The sequence below is a fragment of the Streptomyces chrestomyceticus JCM 4735 genome, from assembly GCF_003865135.1.
GTDB classification, from domain to species: domain Bacteria; phylum Actinomycetota; class Actinomycetes; order Streptomycetales; family Streptomycetaceae; genus Streptomyces; species Streptomyces chrestomyceticus.
Window position 1 is genome coordinate 6,489,404 of the sequence record NZ_BHZC01000001.1, and the last position, 23,316, is coordinate 6,512,719.

The following is a 23,316-nucleotide window of genomic DNA, read 5'->3' on the forward strand; positions in this document are numbered from 1 at the left end:
AAGGCCCGGAGGCACGACGGCCGGAGGCGCGAAGGCCCGGAGGCACGAAGGCCCGGAGGCGCGAAGGCCCGGAGGCGCGGCGGCCGGAGCCTCAGCCCCCGGCCAGCACCTCCACATCGCCCCCGTCACTGTGCACCTTGACCTTGTGCGGCGAACCGCTGTCCACACGGGCGGTGACCGTGCGGTCCCCGCCGTCCGTGGTGGCGTCCACCGCGTAACGGCCCTGCGGCAGCCGGACGGATACCTGGCCGCCGCTGGTGTGGCCGTCCACCCGGTCCGGTACGGCGGTGAAGCGCGCCTCGATGTCCCCGCCGTCGGTCTTCAGGGCCGCTTGCTCGGCCGCACAGTCCCTGAGGTCGATGCCGCCGCCACTGGTGTGCGCGTCGACGGCCCCCACGGCGCCCTCGACATCGATGTCCCCGCCGTCGGTCGACAGCTTCACGGCGGCCGACCGCGGCACCCGCACCTCGTAGGCGACGCTGCACTTGCCCTTGACGCCTCCGCAGTCGTCCGCGGTGAGCTTCAGCGTGCCGTTGTCGAGGGAGTGCTGGGTGCTGGGCTTTCTCTCGCCGTAGACGAGGCGTTCCGTCACCTTGACCCCGCCACCGGCCGTGTCGTCGGCGACCACGTAGATGTTGCCGCCCGGAGTCGTCACGTCCAGCTTCGCCGTCTTCCCCTTCACCGTGTAGGTCTGCTCGCTGTCGGTGACCTTTTCGGTCAGCTCGCAGCCGGTGACCGCGACGGCCACCGTGACGAGGGCGGCCGAGGCCAGCGCGACGCGGGTGGTGCGGTCTCCCGGCCTGGCGGCGCGGCGTGCGGTCATGGTGGGTCCCCCGGAACGGGTTGCGGCGTGCGCGGGCGGGGAGCGGCGTACGGGGCACGCGCCGCCGCGCGGGTCGGCTTCATCCTCCCGCGCCCCGCGTTCCGTCCCCATCCCCAGCAGGAACGATCTGCCCGCCCCGCCCCTTAAGGGTGTCCGTGCCGCACCGTCAGGGCCGCTACGTCCCCTTACGGGTGATCTCCTGGAACGCCATCCGGGCCAGCTCCCGCTGCCCCTCCCGGCCGGGGTGGAACCAGTCCCAGGCACTCAACTCCGCGCCCGTGAAGCGGAAGTCGAAGACCGACCGGTCGAAGCGGCACAGCTTGTCGCGCTCGCAGACCGACTCCAGGGCCTTGTTGTAGGCCATCACCCGGTCCCGCACGCTCTGCCGGCGGGTGTCCGCGGCCTTCGACAGGTCGTCGGGGTCGCGCAGCATCGAGCCGCAGATCCCGAGCTTCCACACTTCCTTGCCCAGCGGGTTCTGCCGTCCCTGCGACCACAGCCGCATCAAATCCGGTACGGCCGCGACGTACACCTGCGTCTTGGGCAGGGCGCGCCGCAGCGCGCGCAGCGACGCCTCGAAGTCGGCGCGGAAGGCGGTCTCCGTGGTCATCGCGCCGACGTCGGTGCGGCAGGCGTCGTTGGCGCCCACCAGGACGGTGACCAGCTCGGGCCGCTTCCGTACGGCCTGCTCGACCTGGGCGGGCAGGTCGCGCATCAGCGCGCCGGTCTTCGCGAAGTTCCAGCTCTGTGTGGCGGGGTCCTTCACCAGCCGCCGGGCGACGCTGTTCACGTCCGGGTCCGTGCCGGTCGCCCAGGAGACGGCGGGGCAGTCGGACAGCACCGAGCAGGCGTCGAACCCGACGGTGATGGAGTCGCCGACCGCGGCCACCGAGGCGGGGTCGGTGCGCCAGGCGGGAGAGGGCTTGGGGGAGAGGCGCGGGGCCGTCCGGCCGCCGTCGTCGGGGGCGCCGGCGCAGGCCGCCAGGGAGACGGCGAGCGCGGCCGCCGTGAGGACGGCGGCCACGGCGGTACGGGCCCGGGTTGGCCGAAAGGGGCGATCGGCCTCGGTCATCCCCTGTCCCCCTCCGGCGTGCGAGTGATATCTGTTCCGGTACCGACGGTACGTCACCCCCCGACGCCTGCCGCGCGGTAGCTTGTGCCGTGACCCGTAGGGTCCTCGCCCGACGGCACCGGCACAGTCGGCACGCGTGTAGTACATCACGTCATTAACTGTCCCTTTTGCGGCAAATTGGGGCTCATGGTGTTTACTGTAGGTAACCTCGGATGCTGGTGCCGACGTGATCACTGGGGCAGAATGCTGGAAGCTGTCCCGGCCGCGACCGGAACGGGCACGAGGCCGCTGGGGAAGGCGAACCTCGAACCGTATCGGAGGTCCCGGTGACGACACGTGGAGTCCTGTACGTCCACTCCGCACCGCGCGCGCTGTGCCCGCACGTCGAATGGGCCGTCGCGGGCGTCCTCGGTGTGCGCGTCAACCTCGACTGGATCCGCCAGCCGGCGTCCCCCGGCACCTGGAGAGCCGAGTTCTCCTGGCAGGGCGAGTCCGGCACGGCCTCCAAACTCGCCTCCGCGCTGCGCGGCTGGCACCTGCTGCGCTTCGAGGTGACCGCCGAACCCTGCGCCACCGCCGAGGGCGAGCGCTACAGCGCCACGCCCGAGCTGGGCATCTTTCACGCCGTCACCGGCATCCACGGCGACATCCTGATCCCCGAGGACCGGCTGCGCGCCGCGCTCGCCCGTTCGGCGGGCGGCGAGACCGAGCTGGCGGCCGAGGTCGCCAAGCTGCTCGGCAAGCCCTGGGACGACGAGCTGGAGCCCTTCCGGTACGCGGGCGAGGGCGCCCCGGTCCGCTGGCTGCACCAGGTCGTCTGACCCGCCGCACCGGCCCGCGGCGCGCCGGTGCCGCCCTTGCCCTGGAGCCCGCTCCAGGCCGTAGCGTGCGGGCATGCCTGACAAGACCTCAGTGGCGGTGCTCGGCACCGGAATCATGGGCTCGGCGATGGCCCGCAACCTCGCCGGCGCCGGCCTGGACGTCCGCGCCTGGAACCGTACCCGCGCCAAGGCCGAACCCCTGGCCGCCGACGGCGTACGGGTCGTGGACACCCCGGCCGAGGCGGTGGACGGCGCGGACGCCGTGCTGACCGTCCTGCTGGACGGACCGGCCGTACTGGACGCCGTACGGGCGAGCGCCCCCGCCCTGCGCGCGCGGACCCTCTGGCTCCAGATGAGCACCGTGGGCGCCGACGGAACCGCCCCGCTCGCCGCCTTCGCCCGCGAACACGGGCTGGACCTCGTGGACGCGCCCGTGGTCGGCACGAAGGAACCCGCGGAGAAGGGCCTGCTGACCGTTCTCGCGGCCGGGCCGCAGGACGTACGGGAGCGGGCGGCGCGCATCCTGGACATCGTCGGACAGCGCACCCTGTGGGTCGACGAGGACGCGTCCTCGGGCGCGGCCAGCCGCCTCAAGCTCGTCGTCAACAGTTGGGTGCTCACCGTCATCAACGGCACCGGCGAGGCACTGGCCCTCGCCCAGGGACTCGGCGTGGACCCCCGCTCCTTCCTCGAAGCGGTCGCGGGCGGACCGCTCGACCTGCCCTACCTCCGGATGAAGTCGGAGCTGATCCTGTCCGGCGCGTACCCGGCGAGCTTCACGGTGTCCGCCGCGCGCAAGGACGCCCGGCTGATCGAGGAGGCCGCCGCGGCGGGCGGGGTGCACATGGACCTGGCGGCGGCCGCGGCGGAACGTTTCCGGCGGGCGGAGGCACAGGGGCACGGCGACGAGGACGGCGCGGCGGCGTACTACGCCAGCTTCTGAGGCGTACGCGGTTCCGCGTACGCCCCCCGGGCACGCGGAAGGGGCCGCGCCACACGGCACGGCCCCTTTTCACACCTCACGGACCAGCGGTCCCGGCTCCGGTCACACGGTCCGGAAGGCCAGCACCACGTTGTGCCCGCCGAAGCCGAACGAGTCGTTCAGCACCGCGATCGTGCCCTCGGCGGGCAGCGCGCGCTTCTCGTCCCGGACGATGTCCGCGTCCGCCGCCTCGGGGTCGAGGTTCTCGATGTTGATGGTCGGCGGCGCCACCCGGTGGTGGATCGCCAGCACCGAGGCGACGGTCTCCACGCCGCCCGCGCCGCCCAGCAGGTGGCCGGTCATCGACTTGGTGGCGGAGACCGCCATGTGGTCGACGTCGGTGCCGAAGACCTTGCGCAGCGCCTTGATCTCGGCCAGGTCGCCCAGCGGCGTCGAGGTCGCGTGCGCGTTGACGTGCGCGATCTCGGCGGGCTTGAGGTCGGTGTTGGCGAGCAGGTTCTGCAGGGCGTGCGCGATGCCGTTGCCGGACGGCTCGGGCTGCACGATGTCGTGGCTGTCGGCGGAGATGCCCTGGCCGACGGCCTCGGCGTAGACCTTCGCGCCGCGCTTGGCGGCGTGGTCGGCCGACTCCAGGACGATCACGCCGGAGCCCTCGCCGAGCACGAAGCCGTTGCGGTCCGCGTCGTAGGGACGGGATGCGCCCTGCGGGTCGTCGTTGTTCTTGGACATCGCCATCATGTTGCCGAACGCGGCGATCGGCAGCGGGTGGATGGCCGCCTCCGTACCGCCCGCGACGACGACGTCGGCACGGCCCGTACGGATCATCTCGATGCCGTAGCCGATGGCCTCGGCGCCGGAGGCACAGGCGCTGACCGGGGTGTGCACACCGGCCCGCGCGTTGACCTCCAGGCCGACGTTGGCCGACGGGCTGTTGGGCATCAGCATCGGCACGGTGTGCGGGGAGACGCGGCGCGAGCCCTTCTCCCGCAGGATGTCGTACTGGTTCAGCAGGGTGGTCACGCCGCCGATGCCGGAGGCGATGACCGCGCCGAGCCGGTCCGGGTCCACCGAGGCGTCCTCGCCGGCCCGGGCCTCGAAACCGGCGTCCGCCCACGCCTCGCGGGCCGCGATCAGCGCGAGCTGCGCCGAGCGGTCCAGCTTGCGGGCCTGCGCCCGGGGATGATCTCACCCGGGTCGACGGCCGCCGCGGCGGCGATGCGGACCGGGAGGTCGGCCGCCCAGTCCTGGTCGAGGGCGGTCACGCCGGAACGTCCGGCGAGCATCCCTTCCCAGGTCGAGGCACTGTCGCCACCCAGCGGTGTGGTTGCGCCGATACCGGTGACGACCACGGTGCGATTGGTCGCGTTCACGGAAATTCCTACTCCACAGGTTGAGGGGTTGAGAATCGACGGCGCCACCGCGGGGTGGCGACATGCGCCGGGACTGGATCAGTCCTGGTGCTTGAGGATGTAATCGGTCGCGTCGCCGACCGTCTTGAGGTTCTTGACGTCGTCGTCGGGGATCTTCACGTCGAAGCGCTCCTCGGCGGCGACGACGACCTCGACCATGGACAGCGAGTCGACGTCCAGGTCATCGGTGAAGGACTTGTCCAGCTTGACGTCCTCGGCGGGGATCCCGGCGATCTCGTTGACGATCTCGGCGAGACCCTTGACGATCTCTTCCTGGGTGGCGGCCATGATGGCGCTCCTTCGGTAATGGGTCGGGGAACGGCGGTGGAAAGTCTGCAGTTCCGGGGGTGTGGACGGGTTCCGCGCAGGCACCGGGACGCGAGGTCACCGGACGCGTTGCGCGAATCTCGCCTAGGGGAGGGTAACGACCGTCGCGGCGTAGACGAGACCCGCCCCGAAGCCGATGACGAGCGCGGTGTCCCCGCTCTTGGCCTGCCCGGTCGCCAGCAGCCGCTCCATGGCGAGCGGAATCGAGGCGGCCGAGGTGTTGCCGGTGGTCTCCACGTCGCGGGCGACCGTGACGCTCTCCGGCAGTTTCAGGGTCTTCACCATCGAGTCGATGATCCGCATGTTGGCCTGGTGCGGGATGAAGACGTCCAGGTCTTCCGGGCTGACTCCGGCCGCGTCCAGCGCCTGCTGGGCGACCTTCGCCATCTCGAACACCGCCCACCGGAAGACCGCCTGGCCTTCCTGGGTGATGGCGGGGTAGCGGATCTCGTCCAGCGCCACCCGGGCGTCCGGGCCGTCGCCGCCGGGCACCGGGGTGCGGCGGTAGACGTCCCAGCCGAACGTCTGCTTGATCGTTTCGGCCTTGTCGCCCTCCGAGCCCCAGACGGTCGGGCCGATCGCGGGCTCCTTGCCGGGGCCGACGACCACGGCGCCGGCGCCGTCGCCGAAGAGGAACGCGGTGGCCCGGTCCTCCAGGTCGGTCAGGTCCGAGAGCCGCTCGACGCCGATGACCAGCACGTACTCGGCGCTGCCGTCGGTGATCATGCCCTTGGCGAGCGTCAGACCGTACCCGAATCCGGCGCAGCCCGCGGAGATGTCGAACGCGGCGGGCTTGCCCGCGCCGATCTTGTGGGCGATCTCGGTGGCGATGGCCGGGGTCTGCTTGAAGTGCGAGACGGTCGAGACGACCACCGCGCCGACCTGCTCGGGCGTGATCCCGGCGTCCGCGATGGCCTTGCCGGCCGCCTCCACCGACATGGCCGCCACGGTCTCGTCCGGGCCGGCCCAGTGGCGGGTGGCGATGCCGGAGCGCGAGCGGATCCACTCGTCGGAGGAGTCGATGTGCTTGAGGATCTCCTCGTTCGGCACCACCCGGGTCGGGCGGTAGCCGCCGACACCCATGATGCGCGCGTACGCGGCGCCCTTGGCGGGCTTGATCTTCGAGGTCATGCTCTCGGGGCTCCTATTCGGCCTGGGCAGAGTGCTCGGCGATCAGCGTGCGGGCCGCGTCGAGGTCGTCCGGGGTCTTCAGCGCGAGGGTCTGCACACCGGGCAGCGCGCGCTTGGCGATGCCGACGAGGGTGCCGCCAGGACTCACCTCGATGATGCCGGTGACGCCGAGCTCCTTGAACGTCTCCATGCACAGGTCCCAGCGCACCGGGTTGGCCACCTGGCCCACCAGGCGGCGCACGACGTCCTGCCCGTCGGTGACGACACGGCCGTCCCGGTTCGAGACGTACCGGGTGTGCGGGTCGGCGGCCGTGACCTGCCCGACCGCTTCCTCCAGGGCCGTCACGGCCGGGGCCATGTGCTCGGTGTGGAAGGCGCCGGCCACCTTCAGCGGTACGACCCGGCGGGTGCCCTCGGGCTTGTCGGCGGCCAGGGCGGCCAACTGCTCGGCCGTGCCGGCGGCCACGATCTGGCCCGCGCCGTTGACGTTCGCGGGGGTCAGGCCCAGCTTCTCCAGGTGCGGCAGGACGACGTCCTGCTCGCCGCCGAGGAGGGCGGCCATGCCCGTCTCGGTGACGGCGGCGGCCTCGGCCATCGCCAGGCCGCGCTTGCGCACCAGCGTCAGCGCGTCGCCCTCGGAGAGGACACCGGTCAGGGCCGCGGCGGCCAGCTCGCCGACGCTGTGCCCGGCGGCGGCGCCGACCTGCCGGGAGACGTCCTCCGCGGTCGCGAAGAGCTGCCGGGCGGACACCAGGGAGGCCGCCACCAGCAGCGGCTGTGCCACCGCGGTGTCGCGGATCTCGTCCGCGTCCGCGTTCGTGCCGTAGTGGACCAGGTCCAGGTCGATGGCGGCCGACCACGCACGGAGCCGGTCTTCGACACCGGGGAGGTCGAGCCAGGGGGTCAGGAAGCCGGGCGTCTGAGCGCCTTGGCCGGGAGCGACGAGTACGAGCACCCTCACACTCTCTCTTGTGGGAGGTCCCGCCCGCCCGTGGGGACAGGGACGAAGAACCATCAGGGGAATTGTTGGTGTTCTACAAAAGACTAAAGTTGGCTGTCGCCGTCGGCCAGACGCCCCAGGATCAGCGCGATGCGCAGCGTGAAGGCGGAGCGTACGTCCGAAGGTGACCATCCGGTGACATCGGTCACACGTCGCAGCCGGTAGCGCACGGTGTTGGGGTGCACGAAGAGCATCCGCGCCGCGCCCTCCAGACTGCTGGCTTGTTCCAGATACACGCTCAGCGTCTCCAGGAGCGCCGAGCCTGCTTCCTCCAGCGGTCTGTAGATCTCCTCCACCAACTGGTCACGCGCCGCCGGGTCGGACGCCATCGCCCGCTCCGGCAGGAGGTCGTCGGACAGTACGGGACGGGGGGCATCCGGCCATGCGGCACATGCCTTCAGTCCCGCCGCGGCGGCCTGCGCGGACCGGGTCGCGGCCAGCAGGTCGCCCACCACCGGACCGGCCACCACCGGGCCCGCCGCGAACGGCCCGATCAGGGCTTTCGCCGCCTTGAGCGGATCGTCCGAGCCGCCCGCGATGACCACCAGGCGGCTGCCCAGGACACCGGTGAGCACCTGGAGCTTGGCGTGCCGGGCCGCACGGCGGATGGCTTCCACCGTCAGCTCGCTGTCCCCGTCGGGGGCCGTACCCAGCACAACGCACACATGTTCGGGAGAATTCCAGCCGAGCGCGGCGGCCCGCGAGACCGCCCCCTCGTCCGCCTCCCCGGAGAGCACCGCGTTGACGACCAGCGACTCCAGCCGCGCGTCCCACGCGCCCCGGGCCTCGGCGGCCTGCGCGTACACCTGGGCGGTGGCGAAGGCGATCTCCCGCGCGTAGACGAGCAGTGCCTCGCGCAGCACGCCCTCGTCCCCGGGCGCCGCCACGTCGTCGATCGCCGCCTCCATGACCTCGATGGTCGTCCGGACCATCTCTACGGTCTGGCGCAAAGTGATCGCCCGGGTCAGCTCGCGCGGCGCCGTGCCGAACACGTCCGTGCTGATGGCCTGCGGGGTCTCGGGATGCCGGAACCACTCGGTGAAGGCCGCGATGCCCGCTTGGGCGACCAGCCCGATCCAGGAGCGGTTCTCCGGCGGCATGGCGCGGTACCACGGCAACTGCGCGTCCATGCGGGCGATGGCGTTGGCAGCCAGCTTTCCCGCCGACTTCTCCAGGCGGCGGAGGGTCGCGGTGTGCGGATGCGGGTGCGGGTCGCGCGATGCGGGTTCAGACACGGGGACAAGCCTGCCTTATCGGGGCGGTGTGATGGCGCGGTGGGCTCTCGGGGGCGGGGGCTACGGTGGTCGGGTGATCCAGGTACACAGAGGCGACGAACGCTATCCGGGCGGTGACGCGGCGGCCGGCATCGAGACCCGGCACGCCTTCTCCTTCGGCCCGCACTACGACCCGGACAACCTGCGCTTCGGCCCGCTCGTCGCCTGCAACGAGGAACGGCTGGCGCCCGGCGCCGGTTTCGACGAGCACCCGCACCGCGACACCGAGATCGTCACCTGGGTCGTCGAGGGGGAGCTGACCCACCGCGACTCCACCACCGGCCACGAGACGGTGGTGCGGCCCGGCGACGTGCAGCGGCTCAGCTCGGCGGACGGTGTGCGGCACGAGGAGCGCAACGAGGGCGCCGGGCCGCTGCGGTTCGTGCAGATGTGGCTCACGCCCACCGGGCCCGGCGGCGAGCCGGAGTACGAGGTGGTGCGCGGCATCGCCGACGGCACGCCGTACGCGCTGCCCGGGGCCGCCTCGATGCTGCACGTACGGCGGCTGGCCGACGGCGAACGGTCCGCCGTGCCGGACGCGCCGCGGATGTACGTGCACGTCGTGCGCGGCGCGGTACGGCTGGCCGGCGAGCGTCTGGCGGCCGGGGACGCGGCGCGCGTCACGGACGCGGCGGACCTGGAGCTGACCGCCGAGGGCGCCGCCGAGTGCCTGCTGTGGGAGATGCCGGGCGAACCGTCGTACGGCTGAGGGGCGGCGGGCCGCCGTACGGCCCGGGCCCCCGCGGCACCGCGGCGCGTGTTCAGCGCAGCTCGGCGAGGATCGCGTCCGTGAGCGGCGGCCACGCCTCGATCGCCCAGGGGCCGAAGGCCCGGTCGGCCAGCGCCACGCAGGCCGCGCCCGCGTCCGGGTCCACCCACAGGAACGTGCCCGACTGGCCGAAGTGCCCGAACGTCCGCGGCGAGGACGAAGCGCCCGTCCAGTGCGGCGACTTGCCGTCCCGGATCTCGAAGCCCAGGCCCCAGTCGTTGGGGTTCTGCATGCCGTAGCCGGGCAGCACACCGCGTACGCCGGGGAAGACCACCGACGTCGCCTCGGCGAGCGTCTGCGGCGCCAGCAGCCGCGGCGCGAGGAGTTCGGCGCCGAAGCGGGCCATGTCGGCGGCGGTCGAGACGCCGTCCTTGGCGGGCGAGCCCGGCAGGTCGGTGGCGGTCATGCCGAGCGGTTCGAGGACCGCCTCGCGCAGGTACTGCGGGAACGGGATGTCGGTGGCCTTGGCGATGTGGTCGCCGAGCGCCTCGAAGCCCGCGTTCGAGTACAGCCGGCGCTCACCCGGCGCGGCCTGCACCCGGTCCTCGTCGAAGGCCAGCCCGCCGGTGTGCGCGAGCAGGTGGCGGACGGTCGAGCCGGGCGGCCCGGCCGGTTCGTCCAGCTCCACCGCCCCTTCCTCGACGGCGAGCAGCGCGGCGTACGCGGCGAGCGGCTTGGTGACCGAGGCCAGCGGGAAGCGGTGCTCCTGGGGACCGTACGATCCGGCCACCGTCCCGTCGGTCCGTACGACAGCGACGGCCGCGGTCGGCACCGGCCAGTTCTCGATCATCCGAAGGCTCTGCAAGGGCATGGCCACGAGCCTAACGCTCCGGGGGACGGGGCCGGGACGGGCCGGGGGAGAAGGCGGGTCCGGGCCGCGCGGGCAGCGGATCATCTCAAGACCGGGTCAAGACTTCGCTTGCTTGGAGTGCACTCCAAGTCTCTAGCGTTGAAGCCGTCGTGAGAGATCCGGAGAAAACGTTCCGGCGACGGGACATCCGGCGACTACGGGAGGCGCGGCATGACGGTGACGGCGACGGACCGGACAGTGCGGGAACCAGTACGGCTGACGGCCTGCAAAGGGCCGGTCCGGCACCCGCGGCCCACCGGCCGCGACCAGTACACGATCAGCGAGGTCGCCGAGTGCACCGGCCTGAGCGCCCACACCCTGCGCTGGTACGAACGGATCGGGCTGATGCCGCACGTGGACCGTACGCACACGGGCCAGCGCCGCTTCAGCAATCGTGACCTGGACTGGCTGGACCTGGTGACCAAGCTCCGCCTGACCGGCATGCCGGTCGCGGACATGGTCCGCTACGCCGAACTGGTACGCGAGGGCGAGCACACCTTCCCCGAACGGGAACGGCTGCTGACCGCCCACCGCGAGGACGTACGGCAGCGGATCGCCGAGCTGCAGAGCACGCTCCAGGTCCTCGACTACAAGATCGACGTTTACGCCGACGCCCGCCGGGCGTCGGAGAGAGTCTGAGGACGGCATGACCACAGAGAAGATCGGCACCGTTCAGCTTGGCGCCTCCGGACCGCTGGTCGGTGTCCAGGGCCTCGGCTGCATGGGCATGAGCTTCGCGTACGGCCCGACGGAGGACGAGGGCGAGGCGCGGGCCACGCTGGAGCGGGCGCTCGAACTGGGCGTCACGCTCTACGACACCGCCGACATGTACGGCATGGGCCACAACGAGGAGTTCATAGCCCCGTTCGTCCAGGCGCACCGCGACGAGGTCGTGGTGGCGACGAAGTTCGCGATCGCCGCGGACTCGGACGACCCGCTGAACCCGGCCAAGCGGGTCATCCGCAACGACCGTCCCTACATCCGTCAGGCCGTCGAGGCGAGCCTGCGCCGCCTGGGTGTCGACGAGATCGACCTGTACTACATGCACCGCCGCGACCCGGCCGTACCCATCGAGGACACGGTCGGCGCGATGGCCGAGCTGGTGGCCGAGGGCAAGGTCAAGCATCTGGGCCTGAGCGAGGTCACCGGCAGCGAACTGCGCGCGGCCCAGGGCGTGCACCCGATCGCGGCCGTGCAGTCGGAGTGGTCGCTGTTCAGCCGGGACGTGGAGAACAGCGTGGTGCCGGCCGCACGCGAACTCGGCGTCGGCTTCGTGCCGTACTCGCCGCTCGGCCGCGGCTTCCTGACCGGCTCGTTCGTCAGCGCCGACAAGGAGCTGACCGACGACGACTTCCGCCGCCAGCAGCCCCGCTTCACCGGCGACAACGCGAAGGCCAACGCGGCTCTGCTGGAGCCGGTCCGTGAGGTCGCCGCCGCCCACGGCGCCTCGCTCGGGCAGGTCGCGCTGGCCTGGGTGCAGCAGCAGGCGCAGGTGCACGGCCTGGCCGTGGTGCCGATCCCGGGGACGCGCAAGCGCAGCCGGATCGAGGAGAACGCGGCCGCCACGCACCTCGTGCTCAGCGAGGCGGAGCTGGCGCTGCTGGCGCCCGTCGCGGGCAAGGTCGCGGGCGACCGGTACGCGGACATGTCGTTCACGTCGGCGGGCCGGGAGTAACACCCCGCGCGCGGCGGGTGGAGCCGTCCCCCGATCGGCTCCACCCGCCGTGTTTCCCGCGCCCGCGCCGGGCTCAGGCGAGCCCCAGCGCGAACACCGCGAAGGCCGCCGCCAGGGTCCCCGTCACGGCCCGCAGGGCCGTCGTGACACCGGTCCACGGCGCCTCGAAACGGCGGGTCAGACGGCCGATGAGCAGCAGCGCCACGGCGAAGACGGGCAGCCAGGCGAGGCGGGCCAGGACCCAGCCGGCGGTGTCCGGCGCGGTGGTGAGACCGGGCACGCCGCCGAGGAAGGACGCGGGGACGGCCGCCGAGAACATCGCCGTCTGGTGCCAGCACAGGATCGTCATCGCGCAGAGATTGATGACGACCACGGGCGCCCAGAGAGCGGGACGGCGCAGCAGCCGGGCGATACGGTCGCGCAGCAGGATCGCGGCGCCGGACTGGGCGGCGGCCAGCGCGAGGACCAGCAGCGACGGCGGGTGGGAGTTCGTACGGTCCTGGCCCGGGACGCCGACCATGCTCGCCGGGTAGTGGAAGAACAGCAGCAGCGCGGCGAACAGGGCGGTACCACCGAGCAGCAGCGTCCAGGCAGCGCGCCTGCCGAGCCGCTTCTCCCCCCAGGACACGCCCAGTTGGTACGCGAACATCCAGCCGGGCAGCAGGTTGAGCAGACTCAGCCACGACGGCATCGCGTCGGCGTACGGCCCGTACCGCAGGAAGTCGACGACGGCGACGGCGCCCAGCAGCGGCGCCGCGGCCCAGACGCCCAGGCGGCGCGCCGCGCGGACGCAGTACGGCGTGAGCGCGGTGATGCCCGCGTAGACGCCGACGAACCACAGGGGCTGGATGACCAGCGTCGCGCCCGTACGGAGCGTCGCCTCGGGCACGCCGAACGTGGACAGTACGGGGATCAGCGCCGCCCAGACCGCGGTCACCCCGAGGACGGGACGGCCCAGCCGCGCCAGCCGGGCCCGCAGCCAGTGGCCCGTCGACTCCCCGCGCGCGGCGGCCCGGTGGAAGGACAGCACCGAGGCGTACCCGCCGACCAGGAAGAAGATGCCGAGCATCTGGAGCACCCAGCTCGCGGGTGCCAGGGCGGCGAAGGAGGACAGCGGACTCGCGTTGTGCAGCGCGCCGCCGGAATCGAGGGTGAAACCGCCGAGCAGCCAGTGGCCGGTCGGCACGGCGAGCAGCGCCAGCGCGCGCAGGCCGTCGACGGCACGGTCGCGGTGGGCGGGGGTGCGGCCCTCGATGGTGCGGACGGTCTTGCGGAGGGGAGCCAGGAGTGGGGCGGCCATGAGGGCCTCCTTCGGAGGAGGTTCGGACGGGTGTTCCGGGTGCGGGGGTACGGCGCCGCCGTCAGCGCACCCGGTCGTAGCGGCCGAGCGCGATGTCGGCGAAGTTGCGCTGCGAGTCGGTGCCGGGCGCGAGATAGCCGGTGTGCCCCTCGGCCGTCCTGGCGGGCACCCGGCGCGCGCCGAACTCCGGGTCCGTCGGGTCCGTACCGTGCCCCAGGCCCAGGAGCTCGACGTTCGGCACGTTGCCGATCCAGTCGGATGCGTCCTTGGCGGCCCACACCCGGGCGGTGGTGTGCAGCGCCGCCACACTGTCCGTGCGCATCCCGGGGGAGCCGAAGACGATGAGGTCCGCGATCCGCCCCGGCTTCAGCAGCGGTACGGCCTGGGCGCACACGACCGTGCCGTAGCTGTGGCACAGCAGGGCGGGCGCGCGGACGCCGGCGGCGGCCAGCCCGTCCAGGAAGCGGGCCAGGCGCGGGGCACCGGCCTCCGCCAGACGGCCGGTCGCCGCGTCCGGGCCGAGGCCGACCGGCGTGGTGTAGCCGGTCCAGGCGATCGCGGCCGTACGGACACCGGGCGCTTCGGCGGCCATCCGGGCCCGCAGCGACTTCGCCATGCCGGACGGCGTGCCGTACGGGTCGCGCGCGCGGTCGGACGAGGACAGGTCGATGTCCGAGCCCGGCACGAACACGGACGTCCGCCGCGCCGCCATCAGGTCGCCGAACACCTCGGCCACCTGGCCGCGGCCGCGCGGGTCGAAGGCGAGTATCTGGCGGCCGGGGCGCAGGAGTTCGGCGTACCGGGCGGCCAGGCGGCGGGCCTCCTGGTGGTCCTGGAGGGTGCCGGCCGGATCGTTGGCACGGGCCGTCTGCCGGTCGCGTTCCGCCGCCAGCGCGAGGGCGTTGGCGCGGTAGCGCAGGGCCACCGGCGCGCCGTCCAGATTGCCGACGGTCAGCGGGTGACGGGCCGCCAGTTCCTGCCGCTGCGCCTCGCTCAGCGCGGCGAAGAAGCGGGCCACCTGCGCTGGGGTGGCGGTCGCCGGGTCCGGCAGCCGCTTGCCCAGCGAGTGGTCGGCGCGCCAGGCGGCGGCGCCGGGCGCGGGCCCGGTGACGGCCTCCTGGGTGGACCCCGCCGCCCAGCCGCCGGTTCCGCCGGCGACCACGGCCGCCAGCGTGACCGCGACGAGCGTGCGCCTACCGCGTGGGGTGAACCGGCGCAGCAAGGACATGGTGGGGTCTCCCTCTTCCGTTGGCGTGACGGAGGGAAACGTAGGAAGCGGGTGGGTGACATGGCGTCACACCGCGGGGCCAACTGTCCGCTGATACCGGGGTAGGGGGTGCCTGACCTGCTCGTCCTTCAGCACGACCGGCCACCCCCAGGCGCCCCTGGGGGGTTACCCCCACCCTGCCCCCATGGGCCGGTGCTCGGGGGAGCCCGCTCAGTTCACGCCGGGGGACACCAGGCCCGACTCGTACGCGAAGATCACGGCCTGCGCGCGGTCGCGCAGCTCCAGCTTGGCCAGCACCCGGCCGATGTGGGTCTTCACGGTCTGCTCGGCGAGCACCAGCGCCTCCGCGATCTCCTGGTTCGACAGCCCGCGGGCGATCAGTTCCAGCACCTCGGTCTCGCGCGGGGTCAGCCCGTTGAGCCGCAGCGCGGTCCGGTCCTTGCGCGGCGCGGGCCGCTGCCGGGCGAAGTCGGCGATCAGCCGCCGCGTCACGGACGGCGCGAGCAGCGCCTCACCCGCCGCGACCACCCGTACCGCAGAGATCAGGTCGGCCGGCGGCGCGTCCTTCAGCAGGAACCCCGACGCCCCCGCCCGCAGCGCCTCGTACACGTAGTCGTCCACGTCGAACGTGGTGAGCATCAGCACCTTCGGCCGGTGCACGACACCGGGCGGCGGGTCCAGCAGTTGCCGGGCCGCCTCCAGCCCGTCCATCTCCGGCATCCGCACGTCCATCAGCACCACGTCCGGGTGCGTACGGCGGCTCAGTTCGACGCCCTGCACGCCGTCCGGCGCGTCACCGACCACGTCGATGTCGCTCTGCGCGGCGAGCAGCGCGGCGAAGCCGGCGCGCACCATGGCCTGGTCGTCGACGATGATCACCCGAGTGGTCATGCGGGGTGGCGGTCCTTTGCTGTTATGGGGAGTTGGGCGGCGACCCGGAAGCCGCCGTCGGGCAGGGGCCCGGTGTCCAGGGTGCCGTCCAGCAGCCGTACGCGCTCGCGCATGCCGACCAGGCCGTGTCCCGTACCGGAGGTCTCCAGCGGCGCGGCGACGCGCGGCGGGGCGTTGTTGACGACCAGGACGGTCAGCCGGCCGCCGGCCTCGTCGGCCGTGACCGAGACGCGGGTGTGCGCGCCCGGCGCGTGCCGTACGACGTTGGCCAGCGCCTCCTGCACGATGCGGTACGCCGACAGGTCCACCGCGGGCGCCAGGGCCACCGGCCCGTCGGGCAGCGCCAACTCGACCGGCACCCCCGCCCGCACCGTCCCCTCGACCAGCTTCGGCAACTGCGCCAGACCGGGCTGCGGCGCCTTCTCCGGGCCGCCGTGCCGCTCCGTCTCCTCGCTGCGCAGCACACCCAGCAGCCGCCGCATCTCGGCCAGCGACTCGCGCGCCGTGGCGGCGATCGTGCTGAACTCCTCCTGGGCGGCTTCCGGGATGCCGCTGATCCGGTACGGCGCGCTGTCCGCCTGGACCGTGATCACCGACATGTGGTGGGCGACCACGTCGTGCAGCTCACGGGCGATCCGGGTGCGCTCCTCCAGCAGGGTGCGCATGGCCCGCTCCGCCTCGCTGATGTTCTCCTGCTCGATCAGCTTGCGCTGGGCCGCCCCGCGCTCCCGGAGTGCGCCGCCCACCAGCAGGAAGAGCCCGGACAGGACGAACATCAGCACCCAGGTGCCGTCGCTGCGGTCCGGCCGGACCAGCTCGAACAGGACGCTCACGGCGCCGGTCGCGCCCCAGACGGCGATCAGCGTACGGCGCCGCTCGCGCAGCGAGAGCGCCAGCATCAGCACCAGATAGCCGACCATGACCGTGGCCGGCCAGGGCCAGGCGCGCCCCTCTCCCACCGGCACGAAGGCCAGCGCGATGCCACCGAGCACGTCCGCCGCGAAGATCACCCACCACGCCTGGAGCGGCCGGGTCACCGCGAGCAGCAGCGGCACGGTCTGGGCGGTGGCCAGGGCGCCCGCCGGGCCGCCGCTGAGCCCGTAGTCGTGCGTGAGCACGTGCACCGTCGACGGCAGCAGGGAGGCCATGAAGGCGAAGGCGACCACGTACGGCAGCAGGCGCAGCCAGCGGTTCTGCACCTGGCCGAAGAGCGCGGCGCCGGGGCCGGTCGGCCTCCCGAGATCCTCGGCGAGGGTGCGCAGCGCCTGCTGCCCGGCCCGCAGGGCGCGGGTGCGGGCGGACGGGCGGTCGCCGGTGGGGCGCGGTGTGGTCTGCATGGCCTGATCAGCGTAAGCGGCGGCCGGGGGCCGGGGCGTCATACCGGGGGTGGCCTCTGCCGTCATACCCCGGTACGGGGACGGGCCGGCCGGGTCCCGGGTGGGCGCCCCGGTCGTCCCGCTACAGCTCCGCCAGCAGCTCGGCCTTCTTCGTCGAGAACTCGGCGTCCGTCAGCAGGCCCGCCGTGTGCAGCTCGCCCAGTTGCCGTATGCGGTCGGCGATGTCGGCCGGGTCGCGGCGCTCGTCGGCGCGGGTCCGTACCGGCCGGCGGGGGCCCGCGTCGGCGCCGGGCGTGGCCGCCCGTACCGCCTGGAGCACCGAGGCGGCGAACGGCAGCGACTCGTGCACCGGCCCGTACCCCAGCCCGAAGACCACCGAGGCCGGGTCCTGGTCCGCCTCGCCGGGCCGCCGGTCCTCCGCGCCGCGTTCCACCAGCCGCAGGTACCCGCTGCCCGACAGCACCCCGGCGCCGCCTTCCGGCGAGCGCCACTCCACCCCGGTCAGCCCGCCGACCGGGAAGTGCTGGTCGCCGCACTTCCACTTGGCCGACGACGCGCCCGTCCAGAACCAGCGGAACGCCACCGAACTGCCGTCGAAGGACGCCTTGCCGTCGTACGCCTTGAAGGTCAGCGGCGGCTCCGGCGCGGCCACCAGATGCTCCTCGGCGGGGAGCGCGGCGGCGGGCCCGAGCACGCCGCGCAGCTCGTCGCGGTAGTACTCGGCGAGGGTCTCCCGGTCGGCGGGCAACGCCAGGCGGTACGGGTCGAGGTCGTCCTTGAGCTGGCCGTCGGCGGCCTCCATCAGCGGGTCGGCGCCCGGCCGGGGCACCGCGCGCAGCACCACCGTGCCGCGTCTGCCCGGGGACAGCTCGACGGACCTCAGCGCCTCGTAGGGGACGCGCCGTTCGCCGAGCGCCTGGAACAGCTTCGGCCTGCGGATCCCCCGTTCGAAGCGGATGAGCACGGAGTCCGTGTCGAACTCCCAGACGGCGTGAAAACCGGCCAGCACATCACCCATGCGGCTCATCGTAAGCGGCGGTCGCCCGCCCGTCCCCCTTCCGGACATCATGTGCTACGCGCGTCAAGCCGCTTTTGCCCCATGTCACCCCTGCGCCCGGCCCGTCCGGTTCACGCCGTGCGGACCCGGAGCCGGGCACGGGTACGGACCCGGGCGCGGCATCGCTCGCCGTCCCTCAGGCCAGGTCGGCCGAGCACTCCCGGTCCTGCGCGGCGCAGTCGACCGAGGAGACCGCGCCCACCCCGATCTTCGCGAAGTTGCGCAGGCTCTCCGTGCCGGGCACGAAGTACCCGGCGTGCCCCTCGGCGCCGGCGGCCGACAGCACCCGGGAACCGAAGGCCGCGGTGACCGGGTCGGCACCGTGGCCGAGCCCGCCGACCTCCATGTACGGAACGTCCTGGATCCAGTCGTCGGGGTTGCGCATCGCCCACACCCGGGCGCCGGTACCGAGCCCCGCGGCGGTCTCCGCCCGCATCCCCGGGCTGCCCGCCACCGCGATGTCGGTGACGCTGGACGGCAGCCGGTGGGCCGCGACGCCGCACACCACGGAGCCGTAGCTGTGGCACATCAGCGCGACGGAAGCCGCCTTCGGCAGCGCCCGCACCAGCGCGTTCAGCCGTACCGCGCCCGCCTCGGCGAGCTGCCCGGTGGCCGCGCCGACACCGAGCCCGGCGGGCGCGGTGTAGTCGGCCCAGGCGATCACGGCCGTACGGGAGTCGCTGTCGCGCACCGACCGCTCGGCGTCGTAGAGCGACTTGGCCATCCCGGCGGGCGCGCTCGTCGCCCGCGCGGTGCGCTCGAAGGTCGCGAGATTGGTGTCCACACCGGGCACCACCACCGAGACGTGCCGGGCCTGCCGCAGGTCGCCGAAGACCTCCGCGGCCCGGCCGCCGCCGGCCGGGTCGAACGCGAGGATCTGCCGGCCGGGGCCGCGCATCGACTCGAAACGGTGCATCAGCCGGCTCGCCTCCTGGCGCCCCACCGGCGTCAGCCGCCGGTCGTGCATCCGCTTCCGTTCCAGTTCACCGGCCTGCCGCAGCGCCAGCTTGTTGGCCTGGTAGCGCAGGTCGACGGGGGCGCCGCCCATGTTGCCGACCACCAGCGGGTAGCGGTCGGCGAGCGTGGCCCGGTCGGCGCGGCTCAGCTTCCGGAAGAAGGCGGCGAGCGCGCCGGGCGCGGAGTCGGCGGTCGGCAGCCGGTGGCCGCGGAAGGAGGCGTGCTCCCAGGCGGACCGCGCGCTGGCCAGCGGGTTCGCGTCGTCCTTGCTGCCTCTGACGGCCGTCCAGCCGGTCATCGCGAGCATCACGAACACCACCAGCAGGGCGAGCGCGGCACGCCAGGCGGTGGACTGCAGGAAGCCGAAGGAGGGGGCACCGAGGCCCGGAAAGGAAGAAGTCACCGCGGGCCACCCTAGGAGACGTGACGGGGTGCCCGCTGAGGGGGTGAGGGATATCACGTTTCAGGCTGGTCATATGTGACCACTTCGGACACGGTTGGGTAACGGCCGTCGCTCAGACGTGCGGAAACGTACTCACGGAGGCACTCGGGCGGGCGACGGGCGGGCCGCTTCCGGGGGTGCTGCTTCCGGATGCGCCGATTCTGGAGGCGACGCTTCCGTATGTGCCGCTTCTGGGGACCGCCTCCGGGAGAGCCGTCACCGGTCTCCGCTCAGCCGCGCCAGTCGCCGCACACGGCCGGGCAGATCTGCGCCAGGTACTGCTCGGTGATCTCTCGGATCGACTCGACGCTGACGTCCTCGCCCTCGCCCCACACCTTCCCGGCCACCCGCATCACCCCGCTGAACGCCGCGACCACCACCCGCGGCCGCGGGTCGGTGGCCACGTCCACGCCCTCGCGCCGCGCGATGAGCCGGGCTATCTGCTCCTCCAGCTCCGAGTAGCGGCGCCAGTGGGCGGCCATGAGCGCGGGCGTCGACTCGATCATCTGGTACGTCCGCATGTGCAGCTCGAGCGGAATCACCGACTGGATCGCGCCGCCGATGTCGTCCCAGGAGGTCATCACGGCGTTGTGCAGCGCCTCCAGGGGCGCCTCGGCCGCCGGGCGCCGTTCCAGTTCCTCGACGAAGCGCGCCTCCACCATCTCGTGGACGGCGAAGACGACCTCCTCCTTGCTCGCGAAATAGCGGAAGAAGGTGCGCTGCGAGACGTCCACGGCCTCGGCGATCTCGTCGATCGTCGTCGCGTCGTAGCCGTGCGCCGTGAACAGTTCGAGGGCGGAGCGGATCAGCGCGTCACGGGTGCGCTGCTTCTTGCGCTCACGCAGGCCGCCGGTCCCGGTGCCGCCGGAGGGCTCGCCTCCGGGGGACGGACGGTTTCAGGTCGGGTCACCTGCGGCGTGGAGCCGGTCATCCTGCGCCGCCTTTCTCGTTGTTGCCGCTGCTCAGAATACCTGTGAGCTAAATGACAGTTACCGACTGATGAATTACTTTGTCAACTGTCAGTGGCTGACATTAGCCTCGGAGAATGAAGTCTCAGACCCCGGTTGCCCAAGCCGCGCCGGACCTTTCCGTACCGGAGCCTCGCAAGGGACTCCGGGGCCATCCGTGGCTGACCCTGTTCTCCGTCGCGATCGGCGTGATGATGGTGGCCCTCGACGGCACCATCGTCGCCATCGCCAACCCGGCCATCCAGGCGGACCTGAAGGCGTCGCTCGCCGACGTCCAGTGGATTACCAACGGCTATCTGCTGGCCCTCGCCGTCTCGCTGATCACCGCCGGCAAGCTCGGTGACCGCTTCGGCCACCGGCAGACGTTCCTCATAGGTGTGGTGGGCTTCGCGCTCGCCTCCGGAGCCATCGGGCTGTCCAGCGAGGTCTCGCTGGTCATCACCTTCCGTGTGCTCCAGGGCATCTTCGGCGCGCTGCTGATGCCCGCCGCCCTCGGACTGCTGCGCGCGTCCTTCCCGGCCGAGAAGCTCAACATGGCCATCGGTATCTGGGGCATGGTCATCGGCGCCTCCACCGCCGGCGGCCCGATCGTCGGCGGTCTGCTCGTCGAGCACGTCAACTGGCAGTCGGTGTTCTTCATCAATGTGCCGGTCGGCGTCCTCGCCCTGGTGCTGGGCCTGGTGATCCTCAAGGACCACCGCGCCGTGAACGCCCCGCGCTCCTTCGACATCCCCGGCATCGTGCTGCTCTCCGGTGCCATGTTCTGCCTCATCTGGGCCCTGATCAAGGCCGGCGAGTGGGGCTGGGGCGATGCGAAGACGCTGGGCTTCCTGGCCGCCGCGGTCGTCGTCTTCGCCGCCTTCGCGATCCTGGAGACCAAGGTCCGCGAGCCGCTGATCCCGCTGCGGATGTTCCGTTCCGTACCGCTGACGGCCGGCACGATCCTGATGGTGCTGATGGCCTTCGCCTTCATGGGCGGCCTCTTCTTCGTCACCTTCTACCTGCAGAACGTGCACGGCCTGAGCCCCGTCGACAGCGGTCTCCACCTGCTCCCGCTGACCGCGATGATGATCGTCGGCTCGCCGGCCGCGGGCGCGCTGATCACCAAGTTCGGCCCCCGGGTGCCGCTGGTCGGCGGCATGGTCTTCACCGCCGTCGCCATGTTCGGCATGACCACCCTGTCCACCAGCACGGGCACGCTGACGATGTCCCTGTGGTTCGCGCTGCTGGGCCTGGGCCTCGCGCCGGTCATGGTCGGCGCCACCGAGGTCATCGTCGGCAACGCGCCGCTGGAGCTGTCCGGTGTGGCGGGCGGCCTCCAGCAGGCCGCCATGCAGGTCGGCGGCAGCCTCGGTACGGCGGTGCTCGGCGCCGTGATGTCCAGCAAGGTCAGCTCGGACTTCGCGGGCAACTGGACCAAGGCGGGACTGCCGGGCGCCCCGGACCCGGCGCTCAAGGCCGCCGCCGAGGTCGGCGTGGTGCCGCCGCAGGTGGCCCAGGCCCCGGGCATGACGCCGCAGATCGTCGACCGGATCAGCACCGCCGTGCACGACACGTTCGTGTCGGGCATGGGCCTGGCCTTCACCGTCGCCTGTGCCGTGGCGGTCGTCGCGGCCGTCGTCGCGCTGTTCACCAAGCGCGGCGCCAACGCGGAGGCGGGCGCGGGCGTCGGTCACATCTGATGCCTGATGCCTGACGCCTGACGCCTGGCGCCTGATGCCTGGTGTCTGATGCCTGACACCTGGCGTCCGGCCGTCCGCCGGAAAGCCGGATCGCGTTGACGCGCGGCCGGCCGGAGCTCCCCGCTCCGGCCGGCCGCGCGTTTCGTTTCTCCACAGGCGTGCCGTCCCCCGTACGGGCCTGAGGCTTACCGCACCCCGCCGTACGCCGCCCGGCCGTACGCCCGGGAAGCGCCGTCAACGGCGCGCCTCCGGCCGCCCGTTGAAGACCCCGGCAAGGGCGCATCGCCTATCAGGGTGGGACACCCGCCACGGGCTTGGCTTCGTCGCCCGCACCCGGCCAAGCTCGGATCACCGGCCCGCGGCGGACCACCGCCCGCCGCGGCAGACCACTTCGTACTCCACGGGGGAGTGATGCACATGCGTACGATCCACGCCGTCGCCCTGCTGACCGGAGCCGCCGCGCTGGCCGCCGCCCACCTCGGCGTCCCGGCCGCGCACGGAGCGCCGCAGCAACGGCCGCGGGCGCACCCGGGACCGGCCGCGGGCGACTGCGCCACCGGCCAGTTCTGCGTCTGGCCGGACCGCGGCTTCGGCGGCAAGCGGCAGACCTACGAACTGTCCGGCACCGACATCGAAAGCTGTGTCACGCTGCCCGCCGGAACCCGCGGCGTCTCGTTCGCCAACCGCACCGGCCGGCCCGTCACCACGTACCAGAGCGCCGAGTGCGCGGAGACGGGGGAGTACGACACCTACCCGGGTGGCGGAAGCTGGGTGCCCGAATCCCCGTACCAGGTCAGGGCGTTCAAAATCTGGGAGAGCTGACCGGGGGAGTGGGCACCGCGACGCGGGGTACCCGGAGCCCGAGCCCGAACCACGCGACCCTCGGGAGGGATGATGGCGGGCCTCGGACAGCACAGCCGCACCCGATGGCGGACCCACCTGCGGAGCAACCCCCGCTCACGAGGCCGGACGGGGCCTCGGACCGGGCCGGACCGCGCGACGCTGGGCGTGATCGGACTGATCTGCGCGGTCGCCGGATTCTTCATCTTGAGCATCGTGCTCGGGCCGGTGTCCGTGCTCCTCGGCTGGCTCGCGACGGGCCGCCGGTGGAACAGCGGGAGCCCCGCGCTCCCGGCGCTGGTGGCTGTCGTCCTCGGTGTGATCGACACGATATTCGCGGTCATCAGGATCACCACCACGGCCGTCGGAGCCCCGTTCTGAGCGGACCCCGCGGCAGCCGTACGTGATCTGCCCGCCCCCGGAGCCACCGACGGGCCGGGCCACCGATGACAGCGACGCGAGGCGCCCCCGGCCGGAGAGATCCGGCCGGGGGCGCCCCGTGGTGTCAGCGGTCCAGCGG

General features: G+C 72.7%; 22 protein-coding genes and 1 pseudogene. 8 read left to right on the forward strand and 15 right to left on the reverse strand.

The window, feature by feature from the left end:
- Positions 1 to 91 precede the first annotated feature (91 nt).
- Both EJG53_RS28100 and EJG53_RS28105 read right to left on the reverse strand, forming a co-directional pair.
- A complete protein-coding gene (locus tag EJG53_RS28100) occupies positions 92 to 823 on the reverse strand; it encodes a DUF4097 family beta strand repeat-containing protein (RefSeq protein WP_167515177.1) in 732 nt (243 codons plus the stop codon).
- A 175-nt stretch (positions 824 to 998) separates the two neighbouring features.
- Entirely contained in the window at positions 999 to 1,895 is an 897-nt protein-coding gene (locus tag EJG53_RS28105) for a GDSL-type esterase/lipase family protein (protein WP_125047215.1), read from the reverse strand.
- 326 nt (positions 1,896 to 2,221) lie between these two features.
- Here EJG53_RS28105 and EJG53_RS28110 point away from each other — a divergent pair, with 326 nt between their 5' ends.
- Complete coding sequence (locus tag EJG53_RS28110) at positions 2,222 to 2,716, forward strand: DUF3145 domain-containing protein (RefSeq protein WP_003979739.1); 495 nt, start codon at positions 2,222 to 2,224, stop codon at positions 2,714 to 2,716.
- A 73-nt stretch (positions 2,717 to 2,789) separates the two neighbouring features.
- Positions 2,790 to 3,659: an NAD(P)-dependent oxidoreductase gene (locus EJG53_RS28115; RefSeq protein ID WP_125047216.1), complete on the forward strand. Its 870-nt coding sequence runs from the start codon at positions 2,790 to 2,792 to the stop codon at positions 3,657 to 3,659.
- A gap of 102 nt (positions 3,660 to 3,761) precedes the next feature.
- Here the strand turns inward: EJG53_RS28115 and EJG53_RS28120 are convergent.
- The 5 genes and pseudogenes from EJG53_RS28120 to EJG53_RS28140 all read right to left on the reverse strand — a co-directional run bounded on the left by EJG53_RS28120 (position 3,762) and on the right by EJG53_RS28140 (position 8,761).
- Positions 3,762 to 5,029, reverse strand: a pseudogene (locus tag EJG53_RS28120) (beta-ketoacyl-[acyl-carrier-protein] synthase family protein).
- 78 nt (positions 5,030 to 5,107) lie between these two features.
- Positions 5,108 to 5,356 (reverse strand): acyl carrier protein, encoded by a 249-nt coding sequence (locus tag EJG53_RS28125; protein WP_125047217.1) that lies wholly within the window; start codon positions 5,354 to 5,356, stop codon positions 5,108 to 5,110.
- Positions 5,357 to 5,479: 123 nt separating this feature from the next.
- Positions 5,480 to 6,526: a ketoacyl-ACP synthase III gene (locus EJG53_RS28130; protein ID WP_125047218.1), complete on the reverse strand. Its 1,047-nt coding sequence runs from the start codon at positions 6,524 to 6,526 to the stop codon at positions 5,480 to 5,482.
- Positions 6,527 to 6,539: 13 nt separating this feature from the next.
- Positions 6,540 to 7,481, reverse strand: a complete 942-nt coding sequence (locus EJG53_RS28135; protein ID WP_174856468.1) for an ACP S-malonyltransferase — start codon at positions 7,479 to 7,481, stop codon at positions 6,540 to 6,542.
- 89 nt (positions 7,482 to 7,570) lie between these two features.
- A complete protein-coding gene (locus tag EJG53_RS28140; protein ID WP_125047220.1) occupies positions 7,571 to 8,761 on the reverse strand; it encodes a PucR family transcriptional regulator in 1,191 nt (396 codons plus the stop codon).
- A gap of 73 nt (positions 8,762 to 8,834) precedes the next feature.
- On the opposite strand from EJG53_RS28140, the gene EJG53_RS28145 reads away from it, so the two are divergent.
- Positions 8,835 to 9,509 carry a pirin family protein gene (locus EJG53_RS28145; RefSeq protein WP_244955369.1) on the forward strand — a complete coding sequence of 225 codons (675 nt, stop codon included), beginning with the start codon at positions 8,835 to 8,837 and terminating at the stop codon, positions 9,507 to 9,509.
- 52 nt (positions 9,510 to 9,561) lie between these two features.
- Here EJG53_RS28145 and EJG53_RS28150 read toward each other — a convergent pair whose 3' ends face one another.
- On the reverse strand, positions 9,562 to 10,380 hold the full coding sequence (locus EJG53_RS28150) for a serine hydrolase domain-containing protein (protein WP_125047221.1): 819 nt from the start codon (positions 10,378 to 10,380) through the stop codon (positions 9,562 to 9,564).
- A gap of 210 nt (positions 10,381 to 10,590) precedes the next feature.
- Between EJG53_RS28150 and EJG53_RS28155 the strand changes: the two genes are divergently transcribed.
- On the forward strand, positions 10,591 to 11,058 hold the full coding sequence (locus EJG53_RS28155; RefSeq protein WP_244955370.1) for a MerR family transcriptional regulator: 468 nt from the start codon (positions 10,591 to 10,593) through the stop codon (positions 11,056 to 11,058).
- A gap of 7 nt (positions 11,059 to 11,065) precedes the next feature.
- Positions 11,066 to 12,094, forward strand: a complete 1,029-nt coding sequence (locus EJG53_RS28160; protein WP_125047222.1) for an aldo/keto reductase — start codon at positions 11,066 to 11,068, stop codon at positions 12,092 to 12,094.
- A 73-nt stretch (positions 12,095 to 12,167) separates the two neighbouring features.
- Here the strand turns inward: EJG53_RS28160 and EJG53_RS28165 are convergent, their stop codons facing one another.
- From EJG53_RS28165 to EJG53_RS28195, 7 genes are all read right to left on the reverse strand, one after another.
- A complete protein-coding gene (locus EJG53_RS28165; protein WP_125047223.1) occupies positions 12,168 to 13,394 on the reverse strand; it encodes an acyltransferase family protein in 1,227 nt (408 codons plus the stop codon).
- A gap of 61 nt (positions 13,395 to 13,455) precedes the next feature.
- Complete coding sequence (locus EJG53_RS28170) at positions 13,456 to 14,622, reverse strand: alpha/beta hydrolase (RefSeq protein ID WP_125047224.1); 1,167 nt, start codon at positions 14,620 to 14,622, stop codon at positions 13,456 to 13,458.
- Positions 14,623 to 14,832: 210 nt separating this feature from the next.
- Positions 14,833 to 15,513: a response regulator gene (locus EJG53_RS28175; RefSeq protein ID WP_030023125.1), complete on the reverse strand. Its 681-nt coding sequence runs from the start codon at positions 15,511 to 15,513 to the stop codon at positions 14,833 to 14,835.
- On the reverse strand, positions 15,510 to 16,892 hold the full coding sequence (locus EJG53_RS28180) for a sensor histidine kinase (protein ID WP_371858812.1): 1,383 nt from the start codon (positions 16,890 to 16,892) through the stop codon (positions 15,510 to 15,512). The genes EJG53_RS28175 and EJG53_RS28180 overlap by 4 nt, the downstream gene beginning before the upstream one ends.
- A 79-nt stretch (positions 16,893 to 16,971) precedes the next feature.
- The gene (locus EJG53_RS28185; RefSeq protein ID WP_125047226.1) at positions 16,972 to 17,868 is read right to left on the reverse strand and encodes a DUF4429 domain-containing protein; all 897 of its coding nucleotides are present in this window, start codon (positions 17,866 to 17,868) and stop codon (positions 16,972 to 16,974) included.
- A gap of 175 nt (positions 17,869 to 18,043) precedes the next feature.
- Entirely contained in the window at positions 18,044 to 19,267 is a 1,224-nt protein-coding gene (locus EJG53_RS28190; RefSeq protein WP_244955371.1) for an alpha/beta hydrolase, read from the reverse strand.
- A 269-nt stretch (positions 19,268 to 19,536) separates the two neighbouring features.
- A complete protein-coding gene (locus tag EJG53_RS28195) occupies positions 19,537 to 20,151 on the reverse strand; it encodes a TetR family transcriptional regulator (protein WP_125047227.1) in 615 nt (204 codons plus the stop codon).
- Between the two features lie 200 nt (positions 20,152 to 20,351).
- On the opposite strand from EJG53_RS28195, the gene EJG53_RS28200 reads away from it, so the two are divergent.
- From EJG53_RS28200 to EJG53_RS28210, 3 genes are all read left to right on the forward strand, one after another.
- Positions 20,352 to 21,956 (forward strand): MFS transporter, encoded by a 1,605-nt coding sequence (locus EJG53_RS28200; protein WP_125047228.1) that lies wholly within the window; start codon positions 20,352 to 20,354, stop codon positions 21,954 to 21,956.
- A 417-nt stretch (positions 21,957 to 22,373) separates the two neighbouring features.
- A complete protein-coding gene (locus tag EJG53_RS28205) occupies positions 22,374 to 22,778 on the forward strand; it encodes a peptidase inhibitor family I36 protein (protein WP_125047229.1) in 405 nt (134 codons plus the stop codon).
- Positions 22,779 to 22,847: 69 nt separating this feature from the next.
- A complete protein-coding gene (locus EJG53_RS28210) occupies positions 22,848 to 23,177 on the forward strand; it encodes a small hydrophobic protein (RefSeq protein WP_125047230.1) in 330 nt (109 codons plus the stop codon).
- The last annotated feature ends 139 nt before the right edge of the window (positions 23,178 to 23,316 follow it).